Below are 26,002 nucleotides of genomic sequence, written 5' to 3' on the forward strand. Positions count from 1 at the left end.
GTGGCCGCGGGAGGGGTTTGTACAGCGGTGACCGCGGGAGGCAGTGCGCAGCGCAGTGTCGGGCAGCCGCGTCAGGGGCGTTCGGTAATGTGCGGTGACAAGAACAGACAGCCTGAGGATGGAGGTCCCATGACGGACTTGAGGCGGAGTCTCGGCACCGTCCAGCTGCTCGCCTTCGGAGTCGCCGGCGTCGTCGGAGCGAGTTGGATCTACACGAACTCGACGTTCTTCGATGCCTACGGGGCCGGGGGCGTCATCCTCGGCCTCTGCCTCGGTGTGGCGCTGGCGGCCTGTGTCGCGCTGGCCTACGCCCGCCTCGCGCAGGCGTTTCCGCGCGCCGGCGGTGAGGTCGTGTTCTCCTTCGCCGCGCTCGGGCGCGGCGCGTCGTTTCTCACCGGATGGATGCTGCTCGGTGCCTACGTCTCCTCGCTGGCCTTCTACGTCACGGCGTTCGGCTACCTGCTCGGCCGCTTCGTTCCCGGCCTCAACACGATTCCCCTCTACACGATCAACGACGAGACCGTGTACCTGCCCGGCCTGGCGATCGGGATCGGGCTGACCTTCGCGTTCTTCGCCCTCAACTGGTACGGGATCAGTGTGGGTGCGCAGGTGCAGATCCTCATGTTCGGCCTCATCATCGCCGGTGGCCTCGCCCTCATCGTCACCGGGTTCACCGCCGGCAGCCCGGGCAACTTCTTCCCCGCCTTCGCCCCCGAAGCGACTCCGGTGACGGACACGCTGCGCTTCGTCGTGCCGGGCATGACGTTCCTCTCCGGGTTCGGACTCGTCGCCGTCCTCGCCGAGGATGCCAAGATCTCCCCGCGCAGGATCGGTCGCACAGTGGTGTGGACGGTCATCATCGCCGGCAGCTTCTACGTTCTCGTCCTTCTCGCGACGGCATGGGTCCATCCCTGGGAGGAGGTCGCCGGCATGGAGCTCGGCACCGTCGACGCGTTCCGGGCCGCCGGGTTCCCAGCCCTCGGCGGCGTCGCCTACGCGATCGCGGTGCTCGGGCTGCTCACCAGCTTCCTCGGTCTCTTCGTCGCCTCGTCCCGGATCCTCGTCGCCATGGGCCGCGCCGATCTCCTCCCGCGCCGCCTCGCCGCCGTCGACGCGCGCTCGGGAACACCGCGCACCGCGCTGATCTTCACCCTCGTCATCACCCTGGGCCTGGGCTGGCTGGGCCCGGGGGCAGTGACGTGGTTCCTCGACACCGGCGGTATCTATCTGGGTGTCGTGTGGATCATGGTCGTCATCGCCAACCTCCGGCTGCCTGCCTCGCGCGCCCCGAGGTCGGCGCTCGCCACGGGATTCTCGCTCCTCGGCGCGATCGGCGCTCTCGGCGTCATCGCTCTCGCGCTCTGGCCGGGAACCGGATCCTCACTGGTCTGGCCGCACGAGTACATCATCCTCCTCGTCTGGATCATCCTCGGAGTCGTGCTCTTCGCCCTGTCGCGACGCACCGACCCGCGCGACTCCCTCGCGACCCTGCTCGGTCACGACGGCAGCGAGACCGAATCTTCGGTGGAACGATGATGACCGCCCCGGTCGCGCCCGACATCGATGTCGTCCTGCGACGCCTCCTCCGTGCCTCCGACGAGCTGTCGGCGCTCGGCGGGGAGTTGGCGTACGGCGTCCTCGAGCGGCATGGCGTCCAGAACGCCGAGGCGAAGCTGACCAATGCCCACCGGCCCTACCGCATCGCGTCGATGACGAAGTCGTTCACCGCTGCGATGATCGGGTCGCTCGAGGCCTCGGGCCTCAACCTCGACTATCCGATGTACTTCCTCGTGCCGGATCTCAAGGGCACGGCGGTCGTGAGCTCACCAGCCGCGAGTGCCTGACGATGGGCACGGGGTTCGGCAAGGACGATCCGTGGGCGGACCGGATGGAGTCGATGAGCACCTTCGACTTCCTCACATACCTCCAGGGACCGCTCGTGCCGATCGCCGAACCCGGCACCGGCTTCGAGTACTGCAACCTCGGGTACGCGTTGCTCGGTCTCGCCGCGGAGTCCGTCACCGGTCGCACGCTGCCGGAGATGGTGGCCACCGAGGTGACCGTTCCCCTGCAGATGACCCGCACCGGCTTCGATGTCGCCGACTTCCCCGATCTCGTCCCAGGCCTGCGCATCGACAGGCGCGGACGCGCCCACGTCCTCGAACCGACGAGGCCTGGCGCATTCTCCGCGATCGGCGGCATGGTCTCGACCGCCGCCGATGTCTGCAATTGGATGAACGTCCACCTCGACTCCCTCGACGCCGAAGCGAGCAGCGCTCCCGGAGCCTGGTCCACGGTGCTCACCGCGGGCCAGCGGCCGCACCGCCCCATAGCCGTCGAGACGAGCCGCCTGCACACCGAGGACGTCGCCTACGGCTACGGGCTCATCCACCGTGAGGACTCCCGGTTCGGACCGGTGCTCGGCCATTCGGGCGGCTACCCGGGCTTCGGCTCCCATATGCGGTGGTTCCCCGGGCTGAACCTCGGGATCGTCGTCCTCGGCAACACCACGTACTACCCGGCCGAACGCATCGTCCGCGACGCCGTCGACGCCGGCTGGCTCGCCGCGATCGGGCGCGCCGACGAGATCCCGGAGGTGCCGGCGGACGTCCCGCTGACCTCGGCCCCGCCGGTCCTCCCGCGCGAGAGCACGCCCGCGCCGACCCACCCGCTGCCGGCGGGACCGCGCACCGGCCGGACCGTCCTCGGGGCCGCCGCTGCGGTGCTCGACTGGGATGAGGCCTTCGCCGACGCCGGCTTCGCCGTGAACATGGACCTCGACGAGCCGCGCGAGGAGAGGAGGGAACGCCATGTCGCCTGGTGCCGCGACCACGGCGTCGCCCCGACCACACCGGTGACCGTCGACGACCTGACGATGGAGAACCGCCTGCTGGGAACCGTGGCGATCACGGACACGGCGTCAATCACGGTCCGGCTCGACCACCTCGGCGATGTCCAGGCGATCACCCTGAGCGACTGAAAGTCGCCCGGCACAAAGGCCGCCGAAACGACCGCCCCTAGCGGGCCGAGTTGAAGATCGCGTCGAGGGTGATCGGTTTGACGAGGTCGACGTAGACGAGGAGCGCGGTCATGCAGAGCATGAGGCCGATGACGACGTACGTCAGCGGCAGCAGCTTCGCCGTGTCGAAGGGTCCGATCTTCCCGCGCCCGCGCCACCGGTTGATCCGGCGCCTCGCGCCTTCGTAGAGCGCGACGGCGATGTGGCCGCCGTCGAGCGGCAGCAGCGGGATCATGTTGAACGCGAAGAGGAAGATGTTGAGCGAGCCGAGCACGCCGAGGCCCAGCTGCGCCTTCTCAACGACCTGCAGGTCATCGGTCGAGACGATCTCACCGGCGACGCGACCGACGCCGACCATGCCGACGAGGCCCTCGGGGTCGCGCTCCTTCGCACCCGTGGCGACCTGAGCGATGTCGACGAGTTTGACGGGCAGTGTGACGATGGCCGTGAACACGCCGGTGACCTGGTCCCACACCGCTCCGGGGAATTCGCTGAGCGGCAGCGGCTGCCGCTCCTGGACGGGGCCGATGCCGAGGAAGCCCTCCGTCACCGTCTGCGGGGTGCCGTCGGGGTTCGTCATGAGGTTGCCGCGGTCGTCGACGCGGGGGCGCTCGTGGGCGATGATCGGCACGCTCACCGTCTGCGCGGCACCGTCGCGGACGAAGTCGACCTCGACGCTCTCCCCCGCATGGTCCTTGATGACCGAGGACAGCTCGTCCCAGTTCTCCGTCTCCACACCGGCCACCGAGGTGATCCGATCGCCGGGTTCGAAACCGGCCTCCCACGCGGGGGTGAGCTGGTCACCGGGCAGGCACGCGTTGCGGTCCGCGGCCGGTCGCTCGGCGGCCTCGGTGGCGGGGACCGCACATTCGACGACGGTCTGCACCGTCGTCGTCGGGGTCATCACGCCGATGCCGAGCAGCGAGATCGCCATGATGACGATGCCGAGGACGAGGTTGACAAAGGGGCCGGCGAACATGACGACGAGCCGTTTGGGCACGCTGAGGGCGTAGAACGTCCGGTGCTCCTCCCCCGGCTCGATCTCGTCGTTCGACATCTCCCGGGCGTCGGCCATCGTGTTCTCGAACAGCCGTCCCTTCCGCTTCGTCCGCGGTCGCAGGGTCGCCTCATCGCCGTCGCCGAGGTGGTCGCCGGGTGCGGTGGCGTCGTGCGGGGTGGCCCCGTCGACGGGAGCGGCAGCGGTGGCGCCGCCGAGGTCGGCGGTCGACTGCTCCTGAGTGGCCGACTGCCCGGCGGTGCCCGTCTGCACGGCGGGTGCCTCGGCGCGCTGCTTCGTCGCATCGAGCGGCGGGTACATGCCCGGCATCGCGATGAAGCCGCCGAGCGGCAGCGCCTTGATCCCGTACTCGGTCTCACCGCGCTTGAACGAGAAGAGCGTCGGCCCGAATCCGACCATGTAATGGGTGACCTTGACCCCGAACCGCTTCGCCGGGGTGAGGTGGCCGAGTTCGTGGAGGGCGATCGAGATCGAGATGCCGAGGAGGAAGAGGATGATCCCGACGATGAAGAGGACGACGGTCATCTCACTCCCCGCCGGTGCTCACGCCGACGCCGGCCGGCTGCGAACCGGAGGCCGCCGAGGCGGTGCGGACCGCATCGCCCTCCGCTGCCTGGGCCGCCACGTGCTCGCGCGCGAAGTCCCGCGCCCAGGCGTCGGCGGCGAGCACGGTCTCCACCGTGTGCTCGGGTGCCGGCTCGTGCGCCGCGAGTGCCTTCTCGAGACCGGAGTCGATGCCCGTGAACGGAATGTCCCCGGCGATGAAGGCCGAGACGAGCACCTCGTTGGCGGCGTTGAACACCGCCGGGTAGCTGCGGGCGCGCTTTCCGGCTTCGATGGCGAGCCCGAGCGCGGGGAACGCGACATGGTTGACCGGCTCGAACGACCAGTGCATGGGCTGGCCCCAGTTGTTCGGGACCGCACCGGAGGTCACCCGACGCGTGCTCCCGTCGTCCTGGGTGCCGAGGGCGTAGGCGATGGGCAGGCGCATGTCCGGTGGGGAGATCTGCGCGATCGTCGAGGCATCGGTGAACTCGACCATCGAGTGGATCTGGCTCTGCGGGTGGACGACGACCTCGATGCGGTCGAAGTCGATGTCGAAGAGGAGGTGGGCTTCGATGACCTCGAGGCCTTTGTTGACCAGGGTCGCCGAATTGATTGTGATCATCGAGCCCATCGACCAGGTCGGGTGCTTGAGCGCCTGGGCGGGCGTGACCCGGCGCAGGGCGTCGCGGGTCATGCCGCGGAACGGCCCGCCCGAGGCGGTGATGACGAGCCTGCTCACCTCGCCGTGCGTGCCCGAGCGCAGAGCCTGGGCGATCGCGGAGTGCTCGCTGTCGACGGGGATGAGTCGGGCCCCGGTCCGCTTCGCGGCGTCGAGAACGAGGGAGCCGCCGATGATGAGGGACTCCTTGTTCGCCAGGGCGACATCGGTGCCGGTCGCCAGCGCCGCGAGCGTCGCCCCGAGCCCGGCGGCTCCGGTCACCGCGTTGAGGACGATGTCGGCCGGTCGGCCGGCGACCGCCTCGGCGGCATCGTCTCCGAGATGGATTTCACGAACGGGAACACTGATTCCGCGCTCAGCGGCGAGTTCGGACAACCGGTTCCGCACCTCGTCCTCGCCTCCTGCCGGAGGCGTCGTCAGCCCGATGACGGGGACGGAGAAGTCGAGGGCCTGTCCCAGGAGGAGGTCCATCTGGGACCCTCCGGCAAGCCCGACGACTGCGAAATCGGTTGCGTTCTCAGCCAGGACGTCGAGGGCCTGCGTACCGACCGATCCGGTCGACCCGACTACAATGATCTTACGTTCGCTCACGCCTACCGATGATGCCAAAGTTCTCTGGGAAATGACTCGACAGCGGCTTTCTCGGCGTGGGCGATGCACATGCGATCAATGGCGAGAGAGGTATAGATGAGTGCAACGATGAGCCCCGACGAGATCCTGGGACTGGATTCGGTCTTCGACGCCGATGACCTCGAATTCGCGCACGTCGTCCGCAAGTGGCTCGATGAGAACGTGCGGGAGAAGATCGGCGGCTACTTCCTCGATGCGACCATTCCCGCCCGTGAACTCGCCGAAGGCCTCGGAGAGCTCGGCGTCCTCGGCATGCACCTCGACGGCTACGGCTGCGGTGGGTCGACGGCCACGCAGTACGGGCTCGCCTGCCGGGAGCTCGAGGCCATCGACTCCGGTCTGCGCTCGCTCGTGTCTGTGCAGGGTTCGCTCGCGATGTTCGCCATCCACCGCTACGGCTCCGAGGAGCAGAAGCACGAATGGCTGCCGAAGATGGCCGCCGGCAAGGCTCTGGGCTGCTTCGGCCTCACCGAACCCGATGTCGGCTCCGACCCCTCGGGCATGAAGACGACGGCGCGCAGGGACGGGTCCGACTGGATCCTCAACGGCGCGAAGATGTGGATCACGAACTCGCCGGTCTCCGATGTCATGGTCGTGTGGGCCAAGACCGAGGACACCGATGAGAAGGGCCGCCCGGTCATCCGCGGCTTCGTCGTCCCCACGAACACCGAGGGGGTGCAGACCCCGGAGATCCACCGCAAGATCTCCCTGCGCGCCTCGATCACCGGTGAGATCGTCCTCGACAACGTCCGCCTCCCCGAGGATGCGATGCTGCCGGAGGCGAAGGGCCTCAAGGCGCCGCTGTCGTGCCTGTCCGAGGCGCGCTTCGGCATCGTCTTCGGCGTCACCGGCGCCGCCCGCGACGCTCTGCTCTCGGCGATCGAGTACACGGGCACCCGCATCCAGTTCGACCGCCCGATCTCCTCGTTCCAGATCTCGCAGCAGAAGCTCGCGAAGGCCTTCGGCCAGTACTCGCAGATCACGCTGCTCGCAGCCCACCTCGGCGAGCTCAAGGACTCGGAGAAGGGCGTGCGTCCCGAGCAGATCAGCCTCGGCAAGATGGTCAACGTCGACACCGCGATGAACGTCTGCCGCGACCTGCGGGCGCTCTTCGGCGGTTCGGGCATCACGAGCGAGTACCCGCCGCTGCGCCACGCGGTCAACCTCGAGACCGTCCTCACCTACGAGGGCACCCACGAGGTTCACCAGCTCACGATCGGTCGCGCGCTGACGGGCATCAACGCCTTCGCGAACTGACGCGCCGCTGCGGCCTGCGACTATCGGCCAGAAATGCGAATGCGGGAGACCAGTTCCCCGCATTCGCACTTCTGGCCGACATTTCTGTTTGTCCGCGCACTTCTCGCAGGCAGGACGACTTCTGGCTGGCAATCCCACTTTCGGCGAACACACCTGCGGCGAGCACTGAGCACACCTTCGGCGGGTTCAGAGACATTCGGCACGCAGAACGACTTCTGGCGCCCAGCAACGGCGCCCGAGAGCCAGCGCCGGCATCACTGCTCGTCGAGGACGGTCTCCTGCAGCCACTCCACTCCGTCGGCGGCCGCAACGGCGCCAGCGTCGGTGAGGGCGATCGTGCGCTTCGCCTCGAGGGGGACGACGACGGCGGATTCGACGCGGGAATCGCGCATCGCCTGATCGAGGTTCGCCGTCTGCCCGTCAACGGTGATGCCCACGCCTTCGAAGCGCGAACGGATCACCTTGACGACGGCCCGCCCGGGTGCGATCGCGTCCGCGTCGATCGGGTGGATGCGCACGACGGTCACATCATCCGCACGATCGTCACCGACACTCTCGCCGCTGCGGGCGTCGACGACCATCCCGATGCGCAGCGCCGCGAGCGTGCTCAGGGCGCGTGCCGCCGCGGGCACCTCGGCGTCGATGCGCACCTGAGTCCGCTCAGGATCGACTCCCATGGCGCGCAGGATGCCGCCGAGCTTCGCACTGCGGTCGAGCACCTCGGCGCGATCAAGCTCGACGGGCTTGGACAGGGCGCTGATGAGCCGCGGATCCGTGACCTCACGCCCGTCGATGAGCGGCGCTTCGGGCGTGTCTCCGGTGATGACGATGTCATCGGCGCCCCCCATGGCGATCGGATGGTCGAGGACGTCGTAGACCGGGTTGAGGGTCCCGGCGTTGTCGCCGGCGGGCTTGCTGAACCAGTGGATGTCAGTCAACGGAGGCCATCACCTCGACGACGCGGTCGATGAACGCGTCGACCTGGTCCTCGTCGTAGGCCTTGTTGCCCTTCGCCGTCTTGAACAGGACACGGCGCACCTGGTCGACGCTCATCGCCACTCCCTGCGTGAAGTAGGAGTTGACCTTCTCGCACATGTCGTCGACCTGGGCGATGTCGTAGCCGATGACCCCGGGGGCCGGGTTGTCGAACCGCTCCCCCGCGTCGCGGACGAGCCGGCCGCGCAGGGACGCGGCGACGCGGGTGAGCTCCTGCACCCAGGCGTCCTGTCCGGACTGGGCGATGAGACGGTCGCGGGCCTGCTTGGCGAAGGCGTCCTCGAGGCGGTCGAGGGCGGCGTCGACGACGGCGACATGGTAGCCCTTGCGGACGAGGTCGAAGCCGACGGTGCGCACGGCACGCGAGTCGAGGTCACCGGGCTGCGGGGTCGGCCGTTCGAACGATTCCCGAGCCCGTTTGAAGAAGCTGTCGACCTGTTTGGGGTCGTAGCCGTTCTTCCAACCCGACATTCGAGGGAACGTCGTGTCCGCCATGATTCCTCCAGAAGCGAATCGCACAATAAGTCGTTTCCACCATGATAGATGGAGTGTCCGGCCGATGCCGTGTCAGCGGCGGGCCCGTGGGCCGCCTGCCAGCGTTCAGTCAGCGGCGGCGAGCTGTCCGCATGCTCCGTCGATGTCGGAGCCGCGGGTGTCGCGGATCGTCGTGGGCACGCCGGCGTCGACGAGGCGGCGGACGAATTCGTTCGCGACCTCCGGTTCCGAGGCCGTCCACACCGATCCCGGCGTCGGGTTGAGCGGGATCGGGTTGACGTGGACCCAGCCGCGGCCGCGCGCGTTGAGCTTCTTCGCGAGCAGGTCGGCGCGCCAGGCATGGTCGTTCATGTCCTTGATGAGCGCGTATTCGATGCTCACCCGCCGGCCGGTGACCTTGTAGTAGTTGTAGGCGGCGTCGATCGCCTCGTCGGCATTCCAGCGCGTGTTGACGGGGATCATCTCATTGCGCAGCTCATCGTCGGGCGCGTGGAGGCTGAGGGCGAAGGTGACGGGGATATCCTCGGCGGCGAGCTTGTTGATGCCGGGCACGAGCCCGACCGTCGAGACCGTGATCCGCCGGGCCGACATGCCCAGGCCCTCGGGTGCCGGGGCGACGAAGTGCCGCACCGCGTTCATCACGCGCTTGTAGTTGGCCAGGGGTTCGCCCATGCCCATGAAGACGATGTTCGTCACCCGTTCGGGCCCGTTCGCCGAGGCGGCCCCCGCCTGACCTGCGGCCGCCCCGGTGGCACCGTCCGGAGTCTCCCCCTGCTCTTCGTCGGCTTCAGCGCCGAGGGCGACCTCATCGTCGGCGACCGCACCCGACGTCAGGGGTGCGAGCTCACCGGCGGCGATCGCCTGGTTGGCGCGGATGACCTGTTCGACGATCTCGGCCGTCGACATGTTCCGGGTCAGCCCCTGCTGGCCGGTCGCGCAGAACGGGCAGTTCATGCCGCAGCCGCACTGACTCGACACGCACAGGGTGATGCGGTTGCGGTAGCGCATGAGCACCGATTCGACGAGAGCACCGTCGAAGAGCCGCCAGAGGAACTTGATCGTGTCGCCGTTCTCCGTGGTCAGGCGGCGCACCTCGGTGAGCAGGGGCGGGAAGAAGCGCTCTGCCAGGGGTCCGCGCAGGTCCTTGGGCAGATCGGTCATCGACTCGACGTCGGTGTGGTACCGGGTGAAGTAGTGGTTGGACAGCTGCTTCGCGCGGAAGGCGGGCAGCCCCATCTCCTCGACGGCGGCGATGCGCTCGTCCATCGTCATGTCCGCGAGGTGCTGCTGCGGCTGCGCGACGCGCGGTGACTTGAAGTTGAGCAGCGGACGACCGTCGCGCATCGGGGTCGTCGACGTCGTGCCGTCGGCATGCTCGACGACGGGTCTGACTTGTCTGCTTCCACCTGATGCACTCACCCGCCCATTGTCTCATGGTCTGTGGACAGGCGGGTTGTGGTCGGGACCACCCGGAGCCGGCCGCGACCGCCTCGGCGGCCACCGGCTCAGCGGGTGGGGCTCAGAGGAATCCGGGAAGGACGGAGAACATCACGAGCGCGACGGGAGCGGTCGGGAGGATCGAGTCGAGACGGTCCATCACCCCTCCGTGTCCGGGCAGCAGGGTGCCCATGTCCTTGAGGTCGAGATCGCGTTTGATCATCGATTCGCTGAAGTCGCCGAGGGTGGCGAAGGCGGGAATGACGACGCCGATGATCAGACCTGCCCAGAAGGGGGCGCCGAGGAGGGTGACCGCGAGCGTCGTCGCGACGGCGGCGGTGAAGACGACGGATCCGGCGTAGCCCTCCCACGACTTCTTCGGCGAGATCCGCGGGGCGATCGGGTGCCTGCCCCAGAGGACGCCGAAGACGTAGCCGCCGATGTCGGAGGCGACGACGCTGGCGAGGAAGATGATGACGTAGAGGTTGCCGTCGGGCAGGGTGAGGAGATAGACGACGAAGCACGCCATGAGGCCCACGTAGGTGAGCGCGAAGAGGGAGAGGGAGACGTCCTTGACGGCGTTCTTCCGGCGCTCGACCATCGTGAAGAGCATGACGGCGCCGGCGCTGGCGGCGAAGGTCACCCACAGGGCTTCGCGACCGCCGAAGTACGTGGCGACGACCATGCAGGCCGCCGAGATCATCACGGGAATCCGGGAGACGAGGGAGCCCGAGCGGGAGAGCGCGTTCGCCAGCTCCCACATCGCCGCGACGATGGCGATGAGGATGACGAAGATGAAGGACTCGGGGAAGAAGATGAGGGAGACGAGGACGACTCCGCCGATGAGCAGTCCGATGCCGATCGCGGCGGGAAGGTTGCGACCCGCCCGCCCGTAGTCCTTCGGCGCCGGAGCGACCTCGACCTCCACCTCGGCGGCGGAGTAGACCGTGTCGGTGCCGCGCAGGTCACGCCTCTTCGGGAACGGGGCCTGCGCAGACGCGCCCCGATCCGACCCCTCTGCCGGGGTCGGATCGGATGCGGGAGTCTCAGGTGTCGACAACGCGATCATCAGACCTCGAGGAGCTCAGCTTCCTTCTGATCGAGGAGCTTGTCGATCGAATCGACCTTCTTCTTCGTGATGTCGTCGAGTTCGGAGATCGACCGGGTGACCTCGTCCTCGCCGGCTTCGCCGTCCTTCTTGATTCGCTCGAGGGTCTCCTTGGCGTGGCGGCGGATGTTGCGGATCGAGACCTTGCCGTCCTCGGCCTTGCCCTTGACGATCTTCACGTACTCCTTGCGGCGCTCCTCGGTGAGTTCGGGGAGGACGACGCGGATGACGTTGCCGTCGTTGGCGGGGTTGGCGCCGATGTCGGAGTTGCGCAGCGCGTTCTCGATGTCGCCGAGGGTGCCCCTGTCGTAGGGAGTGATGAGGATCGTGCGGGCTTCCGGCGTCTGGAACGAGGCGAGCTGCTGGAGCGGCGTCGGCGCTCCGTAGTATTCGATCTCGATGTTCGCGAAGAGCGCGGGGTTGGCCCGGCCGGTGCGGATCGACGCAAAGTCCTCTTGCGTGAATTCCACGGCTTTGTCCATCTTCTCCCTGGCCTCTGCCAGTGTTTCTTCAATCACGAGACACTCTTTTCAGTCGATTGGAGCTGTGTGAACATTCTATGTGTCCGAGCTCGCGTTTGGCGCACTCGGACCACGGCGGATTCGCGTCCGCCGGTGTGTCGGCTGCGGGTGCCTGACCAGCGGATCCTGGTCGGCGAGCCCCCGGGATGACCCCGCCGCGCAGGCTACTTGACGACGGTGCCGATCTTCTCGCCGGAGATCGCCTTGCGCAGGTTGCCCTCCCCTTCCATGCCGAAGACATGCATCGGAAGCCGGTTGTCCATGCAGAGGGAGAACGCGGTCGCGTCGACGACCTTGAGGCCCTTCTGCAGAGCCTCCTGGTAGCTGATCTCGTCGATCTTCACGGCGTTGGGGTCGAGCTTCGGGTCGGCGGTGTAGACCCCGTCGACGCCGTTCTTCGCGATGAGCACCTCGTCGGCGTGGATCTCGAGCGCACGCTGCGCCGCCACCGTGTCGGTGGAGAAGTAGGGCAGACCGGCACCGGCGCCGAAGATGACGACGCGGTTCTTCTCCATGTGCCGCATCGCGCGGCGCGGGATGTAGGACTCGGCGACCTGGGACATCGGGATCGCGGTCTGCACGCGCGTGTCGACGCCGAGCTGCTCGAGGAAGTCCTGGAGTGCGAGGCAGTTCATCACGGTGCCGAGCATGCCCATGTAGTCGGCGCGGGTGCGGTCCATGCCGCGCTGGGAGAGTTCGGCGCCGCGGAAGAAGTTTCCGCCGCCGACGACGATGCTCACCTCGACGTCGTCGACGGTGGGGGCGACTTCCCGGGCGACGGCAGCGACGACGTCGGGATCGACGCCGATGCTGCCTCCGCCGAAGACCTCGCCTGAGAGCTTGAGCAGCACCCGCCGACGGTGGGTGCGCAGGGGTCGGCTGGCATGGCTCGATTCGTGTACCGGGGTCGATGTCATTGAGGTCCTTCTTCCATGCGGGCGGCGCCGCCTTGTGGGCAGCGCCGTTCCGGGGTGGTTCGTCTGGGTCAGTCTAGCGAAGACGGGGCCGGACCGAATCGGTCCGACCCCGTCATCGGATCACGCGGGGATCATGGTGATCCCGTCAGCGATCGTGCTGCGGTTCAGGCTCCCACGCGGAAGCGGAGGAAACCGGTGGCCTTGAGGCCGGCAGCTTCGAGGACCTTGCCCACGGACTGCTTGGGATCCTTGGCGAATCCCTGGTCGAGCAGGCAGTTCTCCTTGAAGAAGCCGTTGACGCGGCCTTCGATGATCTTCGGCAGTGCCTGTTCGGGCTTGCCTTCGTTCTTCGCGGTGTCCTCGGCGATGCGACGCTCGTTCTCGACGAGCTCGGCGGGGACGTCCTCACGGGAGAAGTACTTCGGAGCCATCGCGGCGATGTGCACGGCGACATCGTGGGCCACGGTCTGGTCGTCGCCTTCGTAGCCGAAGAGAACGCCGACCTGCGGGGGCAGGTCCTTGTTCGTCCGGTGGAGGTAGGACTCGACCTTCTGGCTCTCGAGGCGACCCACGCGGCGCAGGTCGACCTTCTCGCCGAGGGCGGCGCCGGACTCGGTGATGAACTGGGCGACAGTCTTGCCGTCGGCCTCGACCGAGAGGAGGGACTCCGCCGACTCGGACTTGTTCGACACCGCGAGGGCGAGGACTTCGTCGGCGAGGTCGATGAAGCGCTGCGACTTCGCGACGAAGTCGGTCTCCGAGTCGAGCTCGATCATGGTGCCGACTCCGCCGTCGACGAAGCTGGCCACGAGTCCGTCGGAGGTGGCGCGGCCTTCGCGCTTGGTGGCGCCCTTGAGGCCCTTCACGCGGAGGAGCTCAACGGCCTTCGCCTGATCGCCGTCGGCCTCGTCGAGGGCCTTCTTGACGTCCATCATTCCCGCGCCGGTCTTCTCGCGCAGTTCCTTGATGTCAGCGGCAGTGTAGTTTGCCATTCTTTCTCCTAGTGGTGGTGGAGGTGAGTGAGATCAGGACTCGGTGGAGTCAGCGTTCGCGTCGGCATTGGCCTCGGCGTCGGCTTCAGCGGTGGCGGCGTCGGCCTTGGCCGTCTCGGCCTCGGCGTCGGCAGCGGAGGTGTCACCGGCAGCGGCGTCAGCGGTGGCTGCGTCCGCGGCGACCTTGGCCTCGGCCTCGGCGGTGTTGGCTTCGCCCTCAGCGGCGTTGCCTTCGAGGAGCTCGCGCTCCCACTCGGGCATCGGCTCGACGGCGGAGACGTTCTTCTCACCGGACTCGTCGTCGCCGGAGTGGCGGGCGATGAGGCCCTCGGCCACGGCGTCGGCGATCACGCGGGTGAGCAGGGACACCGAGCGGATGGCGTCGTCGTTGCCCGGGATCGGGTAGGTGACGTCGTCGGGGTCGCAGTTCGTGTCGAGGATCGCGATGACCGGGATGCCCAGCTTCTTCGCCTCGTCGACGGCGAGGTGCTCCTTCTTCGTGTCGACGATCCACACGGCCGACGGGGTCCGCTGCATGTCGCGGATGCCGCCGAGGGTCTTCTCGAGCTTGTCCTTCTCACGACGGAGGATGAGGAGTTCCTTCTTCGTGTGCGAGGAGCCGGCAACGTCGTCGAAGTCGATCTCTTCGAGTTCCTTGAGGCGGCGCAGACGCAGGGAGATGGTCTGGAAGTTCGTGAGCATGCCGCCCAGCCAGCGCTGGTTGACGTAGGGCTGGCCCACGCGCTTGGCCTGCTCGGCGATGGATTCCTGAGCCTGCTTCTTCGTGCCGACGAAGAGGATCGAGCCACCGTGCGAGACGGTTTCCTTGACGAACTCGAACGCGGTGTCGATGTAGCCCAGCGACTTCTGCAGGTCGATGATGTAGATGCCGTTGCGCTCGGTGAAGATGAAGCGCTTCATCTTCGGGTTCCAACGGCGGGTCTGGTGTCCGAAGTGGACGCCGCTGTCGAGCAGCTGGCGGATGGTGACGACGGCCATGCCGACGCCCTCCTTTCTCGAGCACCCTGCTGCGGGTGCGTTGTGCCACGGTGAGCCGCCGGCTGTGAGCCGACGACGCCTGTGACGGTTTCGGTTGATTCCTGGCATCCGGTTCATCCGCCCCACACGCACTGCAGGCGTGCACCAAGGGATGGAGAAGAAATCGGATGCGCGTAGTCAGAAGACACGCTTCTGCTGGAGCCAGTCTATCGCGGGTGACCAAGCCATTTCCAATCGGTCCCCCGCGCCGAGGCGGCCCTGCGGTCCCGGGTCCCGATCGAGGTGACGCGGGGGCTGGGTCTGCGGGGCGGCCGCGCCGAATCGACTCGAGTGCCAGGACCTGTGGATGGTCGAGCCGGTGGTCCCCGCGGGGACGCGGCACTGCACCTTGACCAGGTGACGGTGCGTCCCCGTCGCCGAGGTGGTTCGCGGTTCGCCACGCGTCGTGGCGAACGGGTCGCGGCGGGCGGTGCCGCCGCGCCGCGGCCGGCGCGCATCATCCCATCCGGCGCCACTGGGCTCGGCCGCACTCGCGTGCGGCGATCTGTGGATGCCTGTGTGACTCGTGTGCACCTGAACTGTGGAGGCTGAGAGGCCGTCCACAGGCGGTTGCGGCGGCCGTGACAGGCGCATCGGTACGGGGTGAGATGGACGCATGCCGAATCCTCCCCGACCGCTCACTCCTCGCCAGCGCATCCCATCTCGGAGTCGCTCCGAGCGACTGCGTTCGCGACGCTCGCCGTCACCGTACTCGTCGTCGTCGCCTTCGGTCTGCCTGCCAACGCCAGAGCGGACCAGACCGGTCCGGAGGCGACGACGTGGGTCTCCCCCGTGCCCGTCATGGAGATCGTCACCGCCTTCGATCCACCGCAGGAGACCTGGCTGGCAGGGCATCGGGGCATCGACATCCGCGCCCTGCCGGGTGAACCGCTGCGGGCTCCGACGAGCGGAGCGGTGCGCTTCCGCGGTTCGGTCGCGGGCACCGACACGGTGAGCATCACCACCGACTCAGGCCGCACCGTCTCGTTCCAGCCGGCGACGACGGACCTCGCCGTCGGTGACGCAATCGCCGCGGGTGAGCAGATCGGCGAGGTCACCGACGGGGCGCACTGTGACGAGGACTGTCTCCACGTCGGGGTGTGGCCGACCGGCAGCGACCGCGCGTACGTCGATCCGGCGCCGTTCTTCGGGCAGGACGCCTCGGTGCTCCTGCCGCTCTCTCGCAAACCCGCCGAGGAGCCGGCCGGTGACGACGGTGACTCCGGGGCCGGGTCCTGGGGCGGGCACCGGAACGGCCGGATCCCCGCCTCGGCGATGTGTGAGCTCAAGACCGCCCCGGGACAGCTGCTGCGCTGTGACGCGCAGGCGGCGTTCGACCGGCTTTCCTTCGCGTTCGAGGCGCGGTTCGGTCGGCCGATCTCCGTCACCGACGCCTATCGCGACTACGACACGCAGGTCATCCTCAAGAAGCGCAAGGGCCGGATGGCGGCCACACCCGGGACCTCCAACCACGGGTGGGCGCTCGCCGTCGATCTGGGCGGTGGGATCAATGCGTTCGGCAGTGCCGAACACGAGTGGATGCGCGCGAATGCGCCGACCTTCGGCTGGGTGCACCCGTCGTGGGCGAGACAGTCGGGTTCCCTGCCCGAACCGTGGCACTGGGAGTTCCGGAAGTGAGGGACGGGGAGGCTACGCCCGGGGGTGCGCCTGCCGGTAGGTCTCCTGCAGTCGCTGCATCGACACGTGGGTGTAGATCTGTGTGCTGCTCAGCGTCGCGTGCCCGAGGAGTTCCTGGATCTGGCGGAGGTCGGCGCCGTTGTCGAGCATGTGCGTGGCTGCGGAATGACGGAGTCCGTGCGGCCCGATGTCCGGGGCCTCCGGGTTGAGGGCGCCGTACCGGTGGACGAGGTCGCGGACCTGACGCGCCCCGATCCGTCCTCCGCGCCGGCCGAGGAAGAGGGCGTCTCCGCTCTTGTCAGTGGCGATCCTCTCCCGCATCCGCAGCCATGTCTTGAGGGCCTGGGCGGCGGGTGTCCCGAACGGGACACGGCGCTCCTTGTTGCCCTTGCCGAGGACGGTGATCATCGAGCGGTGGTCATCGACGTCGGCGCGGTCGAGTCCGCAGAGCTCGGAGACGCGGACCGCGGTCGCGTAGAGCATCTCGAGGATCGCAGTATCCCGGGCCTGCATGGCCTCATCGGCCTCGTCCTCGGGCGGCGCGTCGTCTCCCGGGTCCGCTCCGGCGGTCTGGCCCGCTGCGATGAGGTTCGCCGCCTGCTTCGGTTTGAGCACGGTCGGGAGGCGGGAGTCCTTCTTCGGGGTGCGCAGGCGGGCCGCGGGGTTGGTCGCCAGTCCCAGGGAGTTCACGCAGTAGCCGAAGAACGATCTGAGGGCGGCGATCTTGCGCGCCACCGTCGACTTCGCGGCACCCGCATCATCGAGGGCGATGAGCCACGACCGCAGCTCGCCGAGGCCGATGTCGGCGACGTCGGTGGTGCGGACGTGGTCGAAGAAGTCCGTGATGTCGGCGACGTAGGCGCGGCGCGTGTGGTCGGAGACATCACGGGAGCGCAGGTGGTCGGCGTAGGCGTCGACCACCGTGGGGAAGCGGTGTGCGTTGGTCACAGTCCCCAGACTACGCGGTTGCGCACCGCGACGGCGGAGGCCGGCGGAGTGAGGGACTCGCAGCCGGCTGCGGTCAGCCGCCTCGGACTTTCATCCAGCCGGAGCCGTGCCTCTTGCCGAGCCCTGCGAGTTCGAGGAGGGCGAGCGCGGAGAGGGTGTCCTGGACGGTCAGTCCGGCTCGTGCGGCGAGCGTCCCGACGTCGAGTTCCTTCGTCGCCGACAGCGAGGTCAGGCAGATCTTCTCCCGCTCGCTGAGGTCCTCGAGCCGATCATCGCCGCGTGAGCCGCCGTCCGGGTCGGGTCCGAGATCGAGCGGCAGTTCGTCGTCGTCGAGGAGGTCGAGGACGTCGGCGGCCGTCGTGACGAGTTCGGCCTCGTGATGGCGGATGAGCCGATGCGTTCCCGCCGATGACGCCGAGTACACCGACCCCGGATAGGCGGCGACGGCGCGGGAGAGCTCGAGCGCATGCCGGGCGGTGTTGAGCGCCCCGCTGCGCCACCCGGCTTCGACGATGACGGTGACGAGGGCGGACGCGGCGATGAGCCGGTTGCGCAGGAGGAAGCGGTGCCGCATCGGCGTCATCCCGGGCGCGGTCTCCGAGACGATCGCTCCCCCATTGAGCACCTGGGTGAAGAGATCGGCGTTCGCCGCCGGATAGAACCGGTCGACGCCTCCGGCCATGAAGGCGATCGTCGGGGCGTCCCGGGCGATCGCCGCCCGGTGGGCGGCCGCGTCGATGCCGAACGCACCGCCGGAGACGACGGTGAACCCCTCGGCGCCGAGATCCCACGCGAGGTCGGACGCGCACTTCGTCCCGTACCCGCTCGCCGCCCGCGCCCCGACGACGGCGACGGCCCGGCGCAGCGTCGCATCGAGTCCGGCCTGTCCCCGCACCCACAGTGCCAGGGGCGCCGCCGGCCCGAGGTCGTCAAGACACCGCGGCCACTCGTCGTCACCCGGGATGACGAGTCGCCCGCCGAGGCGCAGCATTCCCTCGAGGTCGTGGTCGCCGTCGGCATCGGCGGAGCGCACCGCCCACCGGGCGAGCGCCTCGGCGAGCTGACTGCCGGCGGCCGGTTCCCCGACTTCGGCGCTCAGGTGGGCCGCGGCATCCCCGGTGCTCACGGGTTCGGCAGCGACGGCGCGGATGATCTCGAGGGCCGCGATCGGGCCGACAGCGATCACGACGGCTCTGAGCAGCCCGTCACCGGGTTCGCCGATCCGCAGTAGGGCGGCGAGCGCGCTGCGCTGCCGCGACTCGCTGGCCGTGCCCTCGATCCGTTCGTCGTCCATGACCTCGTCCTCCGTCTCGCTCACGTCTCCTGCGTCCGCAGCGCCAGAGCCACGGCGATCCTGTCGGCATCGGGAGTCTCGGCACCGGCGAGGTCCGTCAGCGTCGTCGCGACGCGCAGCACCCTGTCGTAGCCGCGCATCGTGATCCGGCCGGTCTCGAGCGCCCGATCGAGACCGCGCAGCACCTCGGGCCGCATGCCGAAGTGGTCGCGCAGCCACGAACCGGGCGCATTCGCGTTGAGCGACCAAGCACAGTCGGCATAGCGCGCCTCCTGGGCGTGCCTGGCCGCGTGCACGCGGTCGGCCACGACAGCGCTCGCCTCCTGGTCCCCGCCGAGGCGGAGGTCGGCAGGCGAGACGGGGAAGAGTTCGAGCTGCAGATCGACGCGGTCGAGGAGCGGACCCGACAGCCGGTTGCGGTAGCGGCGCTTGTCCATCGGCGTGCACTGGCATGCGCCCTGGCCGCCGGCCGGCATCCCGGCGCCGCACGGACACGGGTTGGCGGCCATGACGAGTTGGAACGCGGCCGGGAGCACCATCGACCCCCACGCCCGGTGGATGTGGACCTGCCGGGCCTCGAGCGGCTGGCGCAGCGCTTCGAGCACGTCCCGGGAGAACTCCGGCGCCTCGTCCATGAAGAGCACTCCCCGGTGGGCTCGGCTGAGGATCCCGACGGTTCCCGGTCGGCGTCCGCCGACGAGCGCCGAGGCGGTGCTCCGGTGGTGGGGCGCCTCGAACGGGGGACGGTGGTCGAGTTCGTCACCGGCGGTGAGTTCCCCGCGCAGCGACCGGATCGCGGCGACCTCGAGGGCCTCGGCGTCGGACAGCGACGGGAGGATTCCCGGCAGACATTGGGCGAGCAGGGTCTTGCCCGCTCCCGGCGTGCCCCGCATGAGCAGGTTGTGGCCCCCGGCCGCGGCGACTTCGAGGCCGAAGCGCGCTTCCTCCTGGCCCTGCACCTCGGCGAGGTCGTGGAGGTCGGGACTGTGGGCCGCGGGACCGGCGGCGTCGATGACCGGCGGCAGCGCGGGCACGGTGAGTGCACCGCCGTAGAGGTTGACGAGTTCGGCGAGCGAGGAGACCGGGATGACCTCGATGCCGCTGATGAGGCCGGCTTCGCTCGCGTTGCCGGCGGGCACGACGAAGCGGTCGAACCCGGCGAGCAGACCGCTGTGGAGGGTCGGCAGCACTCCGCTGACCGGGCGGATCCGACCGTCGAGTCCGAGCTCGCCGCAGTGGATGACCCGCTCCGTATCGGGTGAGGTGATCGTTCTGCGCGCCCGGAGCACGGCCACGGCGATGCCGAGGTCGAATCCGGTGCCGATCTTCGGGACGCTACCGGGAGTGAGGTTGACCGTCAGGTGCTCGGTGGCCACCGGGGTGCCGAGGAAGGCCAGCGCCGCTCGCAGCCGCTTCCGGGATTCGCTCACCGAGGTGTCCGGCAGTCCGACGATGTCGATGCCGGGCAGGCCGGCACTCACGCTGGCCTCGATCGAGACGATCTTGCCGGTCAGTCCCCACAGGGCCACGGCCGAGGCCCGCCCGACGATGGTCGTCTCCGGGGTCGCCACCACGAGCGGGGGCGCAGGGCCGACCTCCTCGGCGGCATCGAGCCAGGGGTCGGCCTCGGCAGGGAGTTCCGGGTCGAAGTCGTCGTCGCCGGTCACCGGCAGCGGCTCGCTCATGAGTCGACCTGCACGTTCTTCAGGTGGGAGAGGACGACGCGCGGCTCCATGACGATGCCGATCGCATCGATCCGGGCGGCTGGGAAGAATTCGGTCTGGGCGCGCAGCCACAGTCCCGAGAGCATCCGGATCTTCCGCAGCTTCACGGGCGTGATCGCCTCGAGTGGCGACCCCTGCCTCATCGTGCGGCGGGTCTTGACCTCGACGAAGACGACGGCGGCCCCGTCCCTGGCGATGATGTCGATCTCACCGCGGGCACAGCGGACGTTGCGGGCGAGGATGACCATGCCCTCGGCTTCGAGGCGCGCCACGGCGAGGTCCTCCCCGGCACGGCCCAGGGCGATCTGCCTCTCGCCTCGCGTTGTCCCTCTCGTTCCCGACATGCCCACCACGGCACCACGTTCGATCGTGCCGAGGGAAGAGCAGAGAATCGGCCTGTGGACGACGCGTGGGCGTCCACAGGCCCAGGGCACATGAGTGAGCGGGTGTCCACACCTCGACCGCACGCTAGTCGGAGACGACTCACCTCACTGCTGCAGGCTCACCTCACCGCCGCTGGCTCACCCGCGCGGGGTCACCGCCCGATCGAGGTCGGGGGTTCGAGGTCGGACTTCGCGATCTCCTCGATGTTGACGTCCTTGAACGTGAGCACGTGGACCATCTTGATGAAGCGGGCCGACCGGTAGCTGTCCCACACCCAGGCGTCGCGCAGGGTCAGCTCGAAGTAGACGTCGCCGGCGTCGTTGTGGGCCTTGAGGTCGACGTGGTTGGCGAGGTAGAAGCGCCTCTCCGTCTCGACGACGTAGGCGAACAGGCCGACGACGTCGCGGTACTCCTTGTAGAGCTGGAGTTCGAGCTGGGCCTCGTAGTCATCGAGATCGTCTGCGCTCACGGGGTTCCTCTCTTCGTCTCGGGGACAGGGTCAGGACTCGGGGACAGGGTCAGTATCAGGGGCAACCCGCCCGGCACCGGCCGGTGGCACGGCGTGCAGGCGGAAGCTTCGGCGGTGGTGGACGCTCGGTCCGTGGTCGACGATCGCCTGCCGGTGGGCGGCGGTGCCGTAGCCGACGTTGGACTCCCAACCATACTGCGGGTGCGCCTCGGCGAGGCCGATCATCGTTTCGTCGCGCTCCACCTTCGCCACGATACTCGCCGCCGCGATGACCGGAACGCTGCCGTCGCCCTTGATGATCGTGCGCACCGGCGGCAGATCCATGTCGGCGCAGGCGCCGAATATCCCCAGGCAGTCGAGCGTGAGTGGGGCCGAGAGCCAGTCGTGCTTGCCGTCGAGGAGGACCATCGTCCGCCCCTGCCCGTCGATCAGCCCCTGCCCATCGACAAGCCCCGGCACCTGTGCGAGGGCCCGCCTGGCGGCGAGTCCGAGGGAGAGCGTCATCCCGAGTGCGTCGATCTCCGCAGGCAGCGTCGACCCGACCGCACTCGCCTGCGCCCAGTCCTGGACCCGCGCGGTGGCGGCAGCACGGGAGACGGCATCGAGCTGCTTCGAATCGTGGATGCCCTCGGGCACCGGACTCCCGCACACCTCGGTCAGCGAGAACACGGCGACCCCCACGCTCACGGGACCGGCCAGCGCCCCGCGCCCCACCTCGTCGACGCCGATGACGGTGTCGAATCCCTCGGCGAGCAGCGCCCTCTCCACCGAGACGTCGTGCAGTCCGCGTGCTGCCATCAGTTGACGGTGATTCCCTGCGGCGCCGGGACGTCGGCGAAGACGTCCGTGGGGTTGGACACCCAAGCGAAGCTGCTCAGCGGCCAGTTGATGAGGAAGACGGTGCCGACGACGTTGTCGGCAGGCACGAACGGCTGTCCGTCGAGGTGGTACCGGGAGTCTGCGGAATTGCCGCGGTTGTCGCCCATCACCCAGTAGCTGCCTTCGGGCACGGTGACGGAGAACTCCATCTCCGAGGGCTGCGTGCCCGGTGCCAGGTAGGTCTCGTCGATCGGTGACCCGTTGACGAGGATCCGCCCCTCGGCATCGCAGCATTCGACGGTGTCCCCGCCGACGCCGATGACGCGTTTGATGAGCTGGTTGCCTGCGTCCGAGGGTGCGAGGCCGATGAACTCGAGGAACGGGTTGGGTGCGTACCCGGAGGATTCGGAGCCCGAGAGCCAGTCGTCGGGGTCGTCGAAGACGATGATGTCGCCGCGGTCGGCGGGACCGAACTTCGGCGCCAGCTGGTTGACGAGGACCCGGTCGTCGATCTGGAGGGTCTCCATCATCGATCCGGAGGGAATGTAGAAGGACCGAACCACCCAGGTCTTGAGCGCCGTGGAGATGAGGAGGGCGATGACGATGATCACCAGGGTCTCGAGGAGTCCGCGGAGGAGCTTTTTGGACGCACGTGGGGAGGGCTGTGGTTCGGAGGTCATTCGTTCGCTTTCGCATCGGTGCGCGACCTGCGCGGGCTGGCTGGAACGAGCGTATCAGTCGATCGTCGAGCCGTGCCCGATGACGGGGCCGATGACCCGGTCGAGGGGGATGAAGCCGCCGCCGGGGCGTCCGAGCAGCGCGCGCGAGTCCGTGGAGTCGTCGCGGTTGTCGCCCATCACCCACATCGTGTCGGCCGGCACGGCGATGGAGAACGGCACCTGTGAGGCGGGCAGCGGGGCGTAGTCCTCGGTGAGGGGTTCGCCGTTGAGGAGGAGCCGGCCCTCGGCGTCGCAGCACTCGAGGGTGTCCCCGCCGAGGGCGATGACGCGTTTGACATAGTAGACGTCGCGACTGCCGACACCCACCCAGGAACCGATCTTCTGCAGCGGGGTCGGCAGCGGATCGTCGATGAAGGAGCCGCGGCCGTCGAAGACGACGATGTCGCCGCGCTCGATCGTGCCGGTCAGCGCGTCCGGGCGCCACACGGTGATCGTGTCGCCGACGGTCAGGGTCGGCTGCATCGATTCGCTGGGGATGGTGAAGCGCTGGACGACGAATCCGCGCACCGCGGCGCCGAGGATGACGATGACGACGGCGATGATGCCGACGATCCTCCACATCCGGCCAGAGACGCGAAAACGCGACCCGGAGGTCGCGTTCTCGTCAGCGTTCTTCACGTTCGCCGGTGCCAGGCAGCTGGGGCGCTCAGGCCTTTTCGCGGATGCGAGCGGCCTTGCCGCGCAGGTTGCGCAGGTAGTACAGCTTCGCGCGGCGGACGTCGCCGCGGGAGAGGACCTCGATCTGCTCGACGATGGGCGAGTGCACCGGGAAGGTGCGCTCGACGCCGACGCCGAAGCTGATCTTGCGGGCGGTGAAGGTCTCGCGGACGCCGTCGCCCTGACGGCGGATGACGACACCCTTGAAGACCTGGATGCGCGAGCGGTTGCCCTCGACCACGCGGACGTGGACGTTGAGGGTGTCACCGGCGCGGAAATCGGGGACGTCGGTCTTCAGCGAGGCTGCATCGACAACATCGAGCTTCTGCATTGTGCTTCTCCTGTGGCCTCTGCTCCAGGTCGAGGACACGCATGTAGGACCGGTGAGAACCGGTATTCGGATCGTCTGTCGGGATCGCTCCCCAGGTGTCGGCCGAGGATTCCGGCCGGCGGCGCGGACATCCGACCCCCTGAAGCAGGCGGATGCCAACAAACGCGACGATCTATTCTGTCACGGCGGGGTCGGAAGACTCAAACCGGTCGAGGACCTCGCGGTCGCGGGCGTTCAGATCGTCACGGTCGTCGAGCAGGTCGGGCCTGACCTCGGCGGTGCGTTCGAGACGTCGGTCACGTCGCCACCGGGCGATCGCCGCATGGTTGCCGCTGAGCAGGATGTCCGGCACCGCGTGACCGCGCCAGACCGCCGGCTTCGTGTAGATCGGGTACTCGAGGAGACCGCCCTCGTGGCTCTCCTCGGCCAGGGACTCGGGGTTGCCGATGACGCCGGGGATGAGGCGGCTGACGGCTTCGATCATCACCATCGATGCGACCTCGCCCCCGTTGAGGACGTAGTCGCCGATGCTCATCGGCCGCACCTCGAAGTCCTCCCGCGCCCAGTCGAGCACGCGCTGATCGATGCCCTCATAGCGTCCGCACGCGAAGACGAGGTGCTCAGCTGCACTGAGCTCTTCGGCGATCCGCTGATCGAAGACCTCCCCCGCGGGGCTCGGGACGATGAGGATCGGCTTCGCCGGGCCCGCGCCGAGGCTGCCCGACGTGTCCGCAGGCGCGGGCTCTCCGGCCTGCCGGATGTGGTCGAGGGCGAGTGCCCACGGTTCGGCCTTCATCACCATGCCGGCCCCTCCCCCGTACGGGGAGTCGTCGACGGTGTTGTGGCGGTCGAAGGTGAAGTCGCGCAGGTCGTGGACGCTCAGGCCGAGCAGTCCCTGCTCGATCGCCTTGCCGATGAGGGAGAGCCGCAGTCCGGCCAGGTAGTCGGGGAAGATCGAGACGACGTCGATGCGCATGCGCAGGCTCACTCCGCGTCGAGGAGACCGGCGGGCGGGGTGAGCATGATGCGCCCGGCCTCGATGTCGATGTCGGGGACGATCGCTGCGACGAAGGGCACGAGCACCTCGTGTCCGTCGACGTGCCTGATGTGGAGGAGGTCCTGTGCGGTGCCGTTCGTGACGTCGACGACCTCGCCGACCTGCGTCTCGCCGACGAACGCGGCCAGTCCGATGAGGTCATCGAGGTACCACGCCTCGGCGTCGTCGTCCTCGTCGTCCTGGGGGCTGAGGATGAGCGTGTTGCGGATCTCCTCGGCGCGGGTGCGGTCGGCCACCTCGTCGAAGGTGAGGAGGAGACGGTCACGGTGCCAGCGCGCGGACTTGAGCGTGAGTTCGCCGATGTCGGGGTCGGTGGCGAACGTCATCCCGGGCACGAGCCGTTCCTCGGGGCGGTCGGTGCGCACCTCGACGGTGAATTCGCCTCTGATCCCGTGCGGCTTGCCCAGCCGGGCGATCACCGTGTCCATGCGTGCTCCTCGTGGTCGGGGGAATGCGTTCTCATCAGCATTCAGTGTAGTTCGCCGCAGTCGTGGGCTCCGCGGCCGCGGATGAATGCCCGAGGGGGACGTCGGCTGCCCGCCGACGTCCCCCTCGTGTGTGGAAGATCTACGCTTCGATGAGGTCCACCCGCACCGACTCACGGCCGGCGAGGGAGTTGATCACGGTGCGCAGGGCCTTCGCGGTGCGACCCGCGCGGCCGATGACCCGTCCGAGGTCGTCGGGGTGGACCCGGACCTCGAGCGTCGTCCCGCGCTGGGACGACCGGGATCGAACTGCGACGTCGTCGGGATGATCGACGATGCCGCGAACCAGATGTTCGAGCGAATCTGCCAACATGTCAGGCGTTGTCCTCCGCGGCGACGGCCTCGGCTTCGTACTCCGCCTCGGTCGCCTTGGCGGCGTCGTCGGCGGCCTCGTCCTCGGTCTCGACCTCAGCCTTGTCGGAGCCCTTCTTCGTGATGGCTTCCTTGATCACCGAGTCGGCGTTGGGAGCCACGTAGGCTTCCTTCTCCGGCTGCGGCTGGACGGTGTTGACGGCTTCGCCCTCACCGGTGAACTTCTGCCAGTCGCCGGTGAGCTTGAGCAGGTTGCGGACCTGGTCGGTCGGCTGGGCGCCGACGGAGAGCCAGTACTGCGCACGATCCGAATCGATCTCGATGACCGAGGGATTGCGGGTCGGCTGGTAGATGCCGATCTGCTCGATCGCGCGGCCGTCGCGACGGGTGCGCGAGTCGGCGACGACGACACGGTAGAAGGGTGCACGGATCTTGCCCATGCGGGTCAGACGAATCTTGACTGCCACTGTAGTGGTGTCTCCTTTTGTGTT

Annotated in this window: 27 protein-coding genes and 1 pseudogene; 5 read left to right on the forward strand and 23 right to left on the reverse strand. The window is 68.5% G+C overall.

Going from position 1 to position 26,002, the window contains the following annotated elements; all coding sequences use genetic code 11:
* Positions 1 to 129: 129 nt before the first annotated feature.
* The 3 genes and pseudogenes from AC2W7K_RS14190 to AC2W7K_RS14200 all read left to right on the forward strand — a co-directional run.
* The gene (locus AC2W7K_RS14190) at positions 130 to 1,536 is read left to right on the forward strand and encodes an APC family permease (protein WP_376871959.1); all 1,407 of its coding nucleotides are present in this window, start codon (positions 130 to 132) and stop codon (positions 1,534 to 1,536) included.
* Positions 1,536 to 1,844, forward strand: a complete 309-nt coding sequence (locus AC2W7K_RS14195; RefSeq protein WP_486006319.1) for a serine hydrolase — start codon at positions 1,536 to 1,538, stop codon at positions 1,842 to 1,844. Before AC2W7K_RS14190 ends, AC2W7K_RS14195 begins: the two co-directional genes overlap by 1 nt.
* Positions 1,805 to 2,980, forward strand: a pseudogene (locus AC2W7K_RS14200) (serine hydrolase domain-containing protein); the annotation flags it as partial. The gene AC2W7K_RS14195 and the pseudogene AC2W7K_RS14200, both read left to right, overlap by 40 nt.
* A gap of 37 nt (positions 2,981 to 3,017) precedes the next feature.
* Here the strand turns inward: AC2W7K_RS14200 and AC2W7K_RS14205 are convergent.
* Both AC2W7K_RS14205 and dxr read right to left on the reverse strand, forming a co-directional pair.
* Positions 3,018 to 4,562, reverse strand: coding sequence for a M50 family metallopeptidase (locus tag AC2W7K_RS14205; RefSeq protein ID WP_376871953.1), 1,545 nt, complete (start codon positions 4,560 to 4,562; stop codon positions 3,018 to 3,020).
* Position 4,563: 1 nt separating this feature from the next.
* Positions 4,564 to 5,853, reverse strand: a complete 1,290-nt coding sequence (dxr, locus tag AC2W7K_RS14210) for a 1-deoxy-D-xylulose-5-phosphate reductoisomerase (RefSeq protein ID WP_376871950.1) — start codon at positions 5,851 to 5,853, stop codon at positions 4,564 to 4,566.
* A gap of 96 nt (positions 5,854 to 5,949) precedes the next feature.
* Here dxr and AC2W7K_RS14215 point away from each other — a divergent pair, with 96 nt between their 5' ends.
* A complete protein-coding gene (locus tag AC2W7K_RS14215) occupies positions 5,950 to 7,149 on the forward strand; it encodes an acyl-CoA dehydrogenase family protein (RefSeq protein WP_376904108.1) in 1,200 nt (399 codons plus the stop codon).
* A 254-nt stretch (positions 7,150 to 7,403) separates the two neighbouring features.
* Here AC2W7K_RS14215 and AC2W7K_RS14220 read toward each other — a convergent pair whose 3' ends face one another.
* The 8 genes from AC2W7K_RS14220 to rpsB form a co-directional block, all read right to left on the reverse strand.
* Positions 7,404 to 8,087 (reverse strand): hypothetical protein, encoded by a 684-nt coding sequence (locus AC2W7K_RS14220; RefSeq protein ID WP_376871944.1) that lies wholly within the window; start codon positions 8,085 to 8,087, stop codon positions 7,404 to 7,406.
* A complete protein-coding gene (locus AC2W7K_RS14225; RefSeq protein ID WP_137826032.1) occupies positions 8,080 to 8,640 on the reverse strand; it encodes a DivIVA domain-containing protein in 561 nt (186 codons plus the stop codon). The genes AC2W7K_RS14220 and AC2W7K_RS14225 overlap by 8 nt, the downstream gene beginning before the upstream one ends.
* Positions 8,641 to 8,745: 105 nt before the next feature.
* Positions 8,746 to 9,984: a 23S rRNA (adenine(2503)-C(2))-methyltransferase RlmN gene (rlmN, locus tag AC2W7K_RS14230; protein WP_376871966.1), complete on the reverse strand. Its 1,239-nt coding sequence runs from the start codon at positions 9,982 to 9,984 to the stop codon at positions 8,746 to 8,748.
* Positions 9,985 to 10,159: 175 nt separating this feature from the next.
* A complete protein-coding gene (locus AC2W7K_RS14235) occupies positions 10,160 to 11,146 on the reverse strand; it encodes a phosphatidate cytidylyltransferase (protein ID WP_376871938.1) in 987 nt (328 codons plus the stop codon).
* The gene (gene frr / locus AC2W7K_RS14240) at positions 11,146 to 11,703 is read right to left on the reverse strand and encodes a ribosome recycling factor (RefSeq protein ID WP_137826030.1); all 558 of its coding nucleotides are present in this window, start codon (positions 11,701 to 11,703) and stop codon (positions 11,146 to 11,148) included. The genes AC2W7K_RS14235 and frr overlap by 1 nt, the downstream gene beginning before the upstream one ends.
* Before the next feature lie 167 nt (positions 11,704 to 11,870).
* A complete protein-coding gene (pyrH, locus tag AC2W7K_RS14245; RefSeq protein ID WP_137826029.1) occupies positions 11,871 to 12,623 on the reverse strand; it encodes a UMP kinase in 753 nt (250 codons plus the stop codon).
* 164 nt (positions 12,624 to 12,787) lie between these two features.
* Entirely contained in the window at positions 12,788 to 13,615 is an 828-nt protein-coding gene (tsf, locus tag AC2W7K_RS14250) for a translation elongation factor Ts (protein ID WP_137826028.1), read from the reverse strand.
* A 33-nt stretch (positions 13,616 to 13,648) separates the two neighbouring features.
* Complete coding sequence (gene rpsB, locus AC2W7K_RS14255) at positions 13,649 to 14,614, reverse strand: 30S ribosomal protein S2 (protein ID WP_344251703.1); 966 nt, start codon at positions 14,612 to 14,614, stop codon at positions 13,649 to 13,651.
* A gap of 642 nt (positions 14,615 to 15,256) precedes the next feature.
* Here rpsB and AC2W7K_RS14260 point away from each other — a divergent pair.
* Positions 15,257 to 16,291 (forward strand): peptidoglycan DD-metalloendopeptidase family protein, encoded by a 1,035-nt coding sequence (locus tag AC2W7K_RS14260; protein ID WP_486006310.1) that lies wholly within the window; start codon positions 15,257 to 15,259, stop codon positions 16,289 to 16,291.
* A gap of 12 nt (positions 16,292 to 16,303) precedes the next feature.
* On the opposite strand, the gene AC2W7K_RS14265 is transcribed toward AC2W7K_RS14260, so the two are convergent.
* The 13 genes from AC2W7K_RS14265 to rpsP all read right to left on the reverse strand — a co-directional run bounded on the left by AC2W7K_RS14265 (position 16,304) and on the right by rpsP (position 25,978).
* Positions 16,304 to 17,239: a tyrosine recombinase XerC gene (locus AC2W7K_RS14265; protein WP_344251701.1), complete on the reverse strand. Its 936-nt coding sequence runs from the start codon at positions 17,237 to 17,239 to the stop codon at positions 16,304 to 16,306.
* 73 nt (positions 17,240 to 17,312) lie between these two features.
* On the reverse strand, positions 17,313 to 18,557 hold the full coding sequence (gene dprA, locus AC2W7K_RS14270) for a DNA-processing protein DprA (RefSeq protein ID WP_344251700.1): 1,245 nt from the start codon (positions 18,555 to 18,557) through the stop codon (positions 17,313 to 17,315).
* Positions 18,554 to 20,218 carry a YifB family Mg chelatase-like AAA ATPase gene (locus tag AC2W7K_RS14275; RefSeq protein WP_344251699.1) on the reverse strand — a complete coding sequence of 555 codons (1,665 nt, stop codon included), beginning with the start codon at positions 20,216 to 20,218 and terminating at the stop codon, positions 18,554 to 18,556. Before AC2W7K_RS14275 ends, dprA begins: the two co-directional genes overlap by 4 nt.
* On the reverse strand, positions 20,215 to 20,601 hold the full coding sequence (locus AC2W7K_RS14280) for a YraN family protein (protein ID WP_198499147.1): 387 nt from the start codon (positions 20,599 to 20,601) through the stop codon (positions 20,215 to 20,217). The genes AC2W7K_RS14275 and AC2W7K_RS14280 overlap by 4 nt, the downstream gene beginning before the upstream one ends.
* A 191-nt stretch (positions 20,602 to 20,792) precedes the next feature.
* On the reverse strand, positions 20,793 to 21,110 hold the full coding sequence (locus tag AC2W7K_RS14285; RefSeq protein ID WP_137826023.1) for a DUF2469 domain-containing protein: 318 nt from the start codon (positions 21,108 to 21,110) through the stop codon (positions 20,793 to 20,795).
* Between the two features lie 30 nt (positions 21,111 to 21,140).
* Positions 21,141 to 21,908: a ribonuclease HII gene (locus tag AC2W7K_RS14290; protein WP_344251697.1), complete on the reverse strand. Its 768-nt coding sequence runs from the start codon at positions 21,906 to 21,908 to the stop codon at positions 21,141 to 21,143.
* The gene (gene lepB, locus AC2W7K_RS14295) at positions 21,908 to 22,609 is read right to left on the reverse strand and encodes a signal peptidase I (RefSeq protein ID WP_344251696.1); all 702 of its coding nucleotides are present in this window, start codon (positions 22,607 to 22,609) and stop codon (positions 21,908 to 21,910) included. Before lepB (AC2W7K_RS14295) ends, AC2W7K_RS14290 begins: the two co-directional genes overlap by 1 nt.
* 54 nt (positions 22,610 to 22,663) lie before the next feature.
* On the reverse strand, positions 22,664 to 23,230 hold the full coding sequence (gene lepB / locus AC2W7K_RS14300; protein ID WP_376904111.1) for a signal peptidase I: 567 nt from the start codon (positions 23,228 to 23,230) through the stop codon (positions 22,664 to 22,666).
* Between the two features lie 85 nt (positions 23,231 to 23,315).
* Positions 23,316 to 23,657 (reverse strand): 50S ribosomal protein L19, encoded by a 342-nt coding sequence (gene rplS, locus AC2W7K_RS14305; RefSeq protein ID WP_137825202.1) that lies wholly within the window; start codon positions 23,655 to 23,657, stop codon positions 23,316 to 23,318.
* Positions 23,658 to 23,829: 172 nt separating this feature from the next.
* Entirely contained in the window at positions 23,830 to 24,633 is an 804-nt protein-coding gene (gene trmD / locus AC2W7K_RS14310) for a tRNA (guanosine(37)-N1)-methyltransferase TrmD (protein WP_344251694.1), read from the reverse strand.
* A gap of 8 nt (positions 24,634 to 24,641) precedes the next feature.
* A complete protein-coding gene (rimM, locus tag AC2W7K_RS14315) occupies positions 24,642 to 25,142 on the reverse strand; it encodes a ribosome maturation factor RimM (protein WP_344251693.1) in 501 nt (166 codons plus the stop codon).
* Between the two features lie 139 nt (positions 25,143 to 25,281).
* Positions 25,282 to 25,512, reverse strand: a complete 231-nt coding sequence (locus AC2W7K_RS14320) for an RNA-binding protein (RefSeq protein WP_009378338.1) — start codon at positions 25,510 to 25,512, stop codon at positions 25,282 to 25,284.
* Between the two features lies 1 nt (position 25,513).
* The gene (gene rpsP, locus AC2W7K_RS14325; protein WP_198499153.1) at positions 25,514 to 25,978 is read right to left on the reverse strand and encodes a 30S ribosomal protein S16; all 465 of its coding nucleotides are present in this window, start codon (positions 25,976 to 25,978) and stop codon (positions 25,514 to 25,516) included.
* Positions 25,979 to 26,002: the final 24 nt, after the last annotated feature.

The sequence above is a fragment of the Brevibacterium sp. LAARM2_SD2 genome, assembly GCF_057364785.1.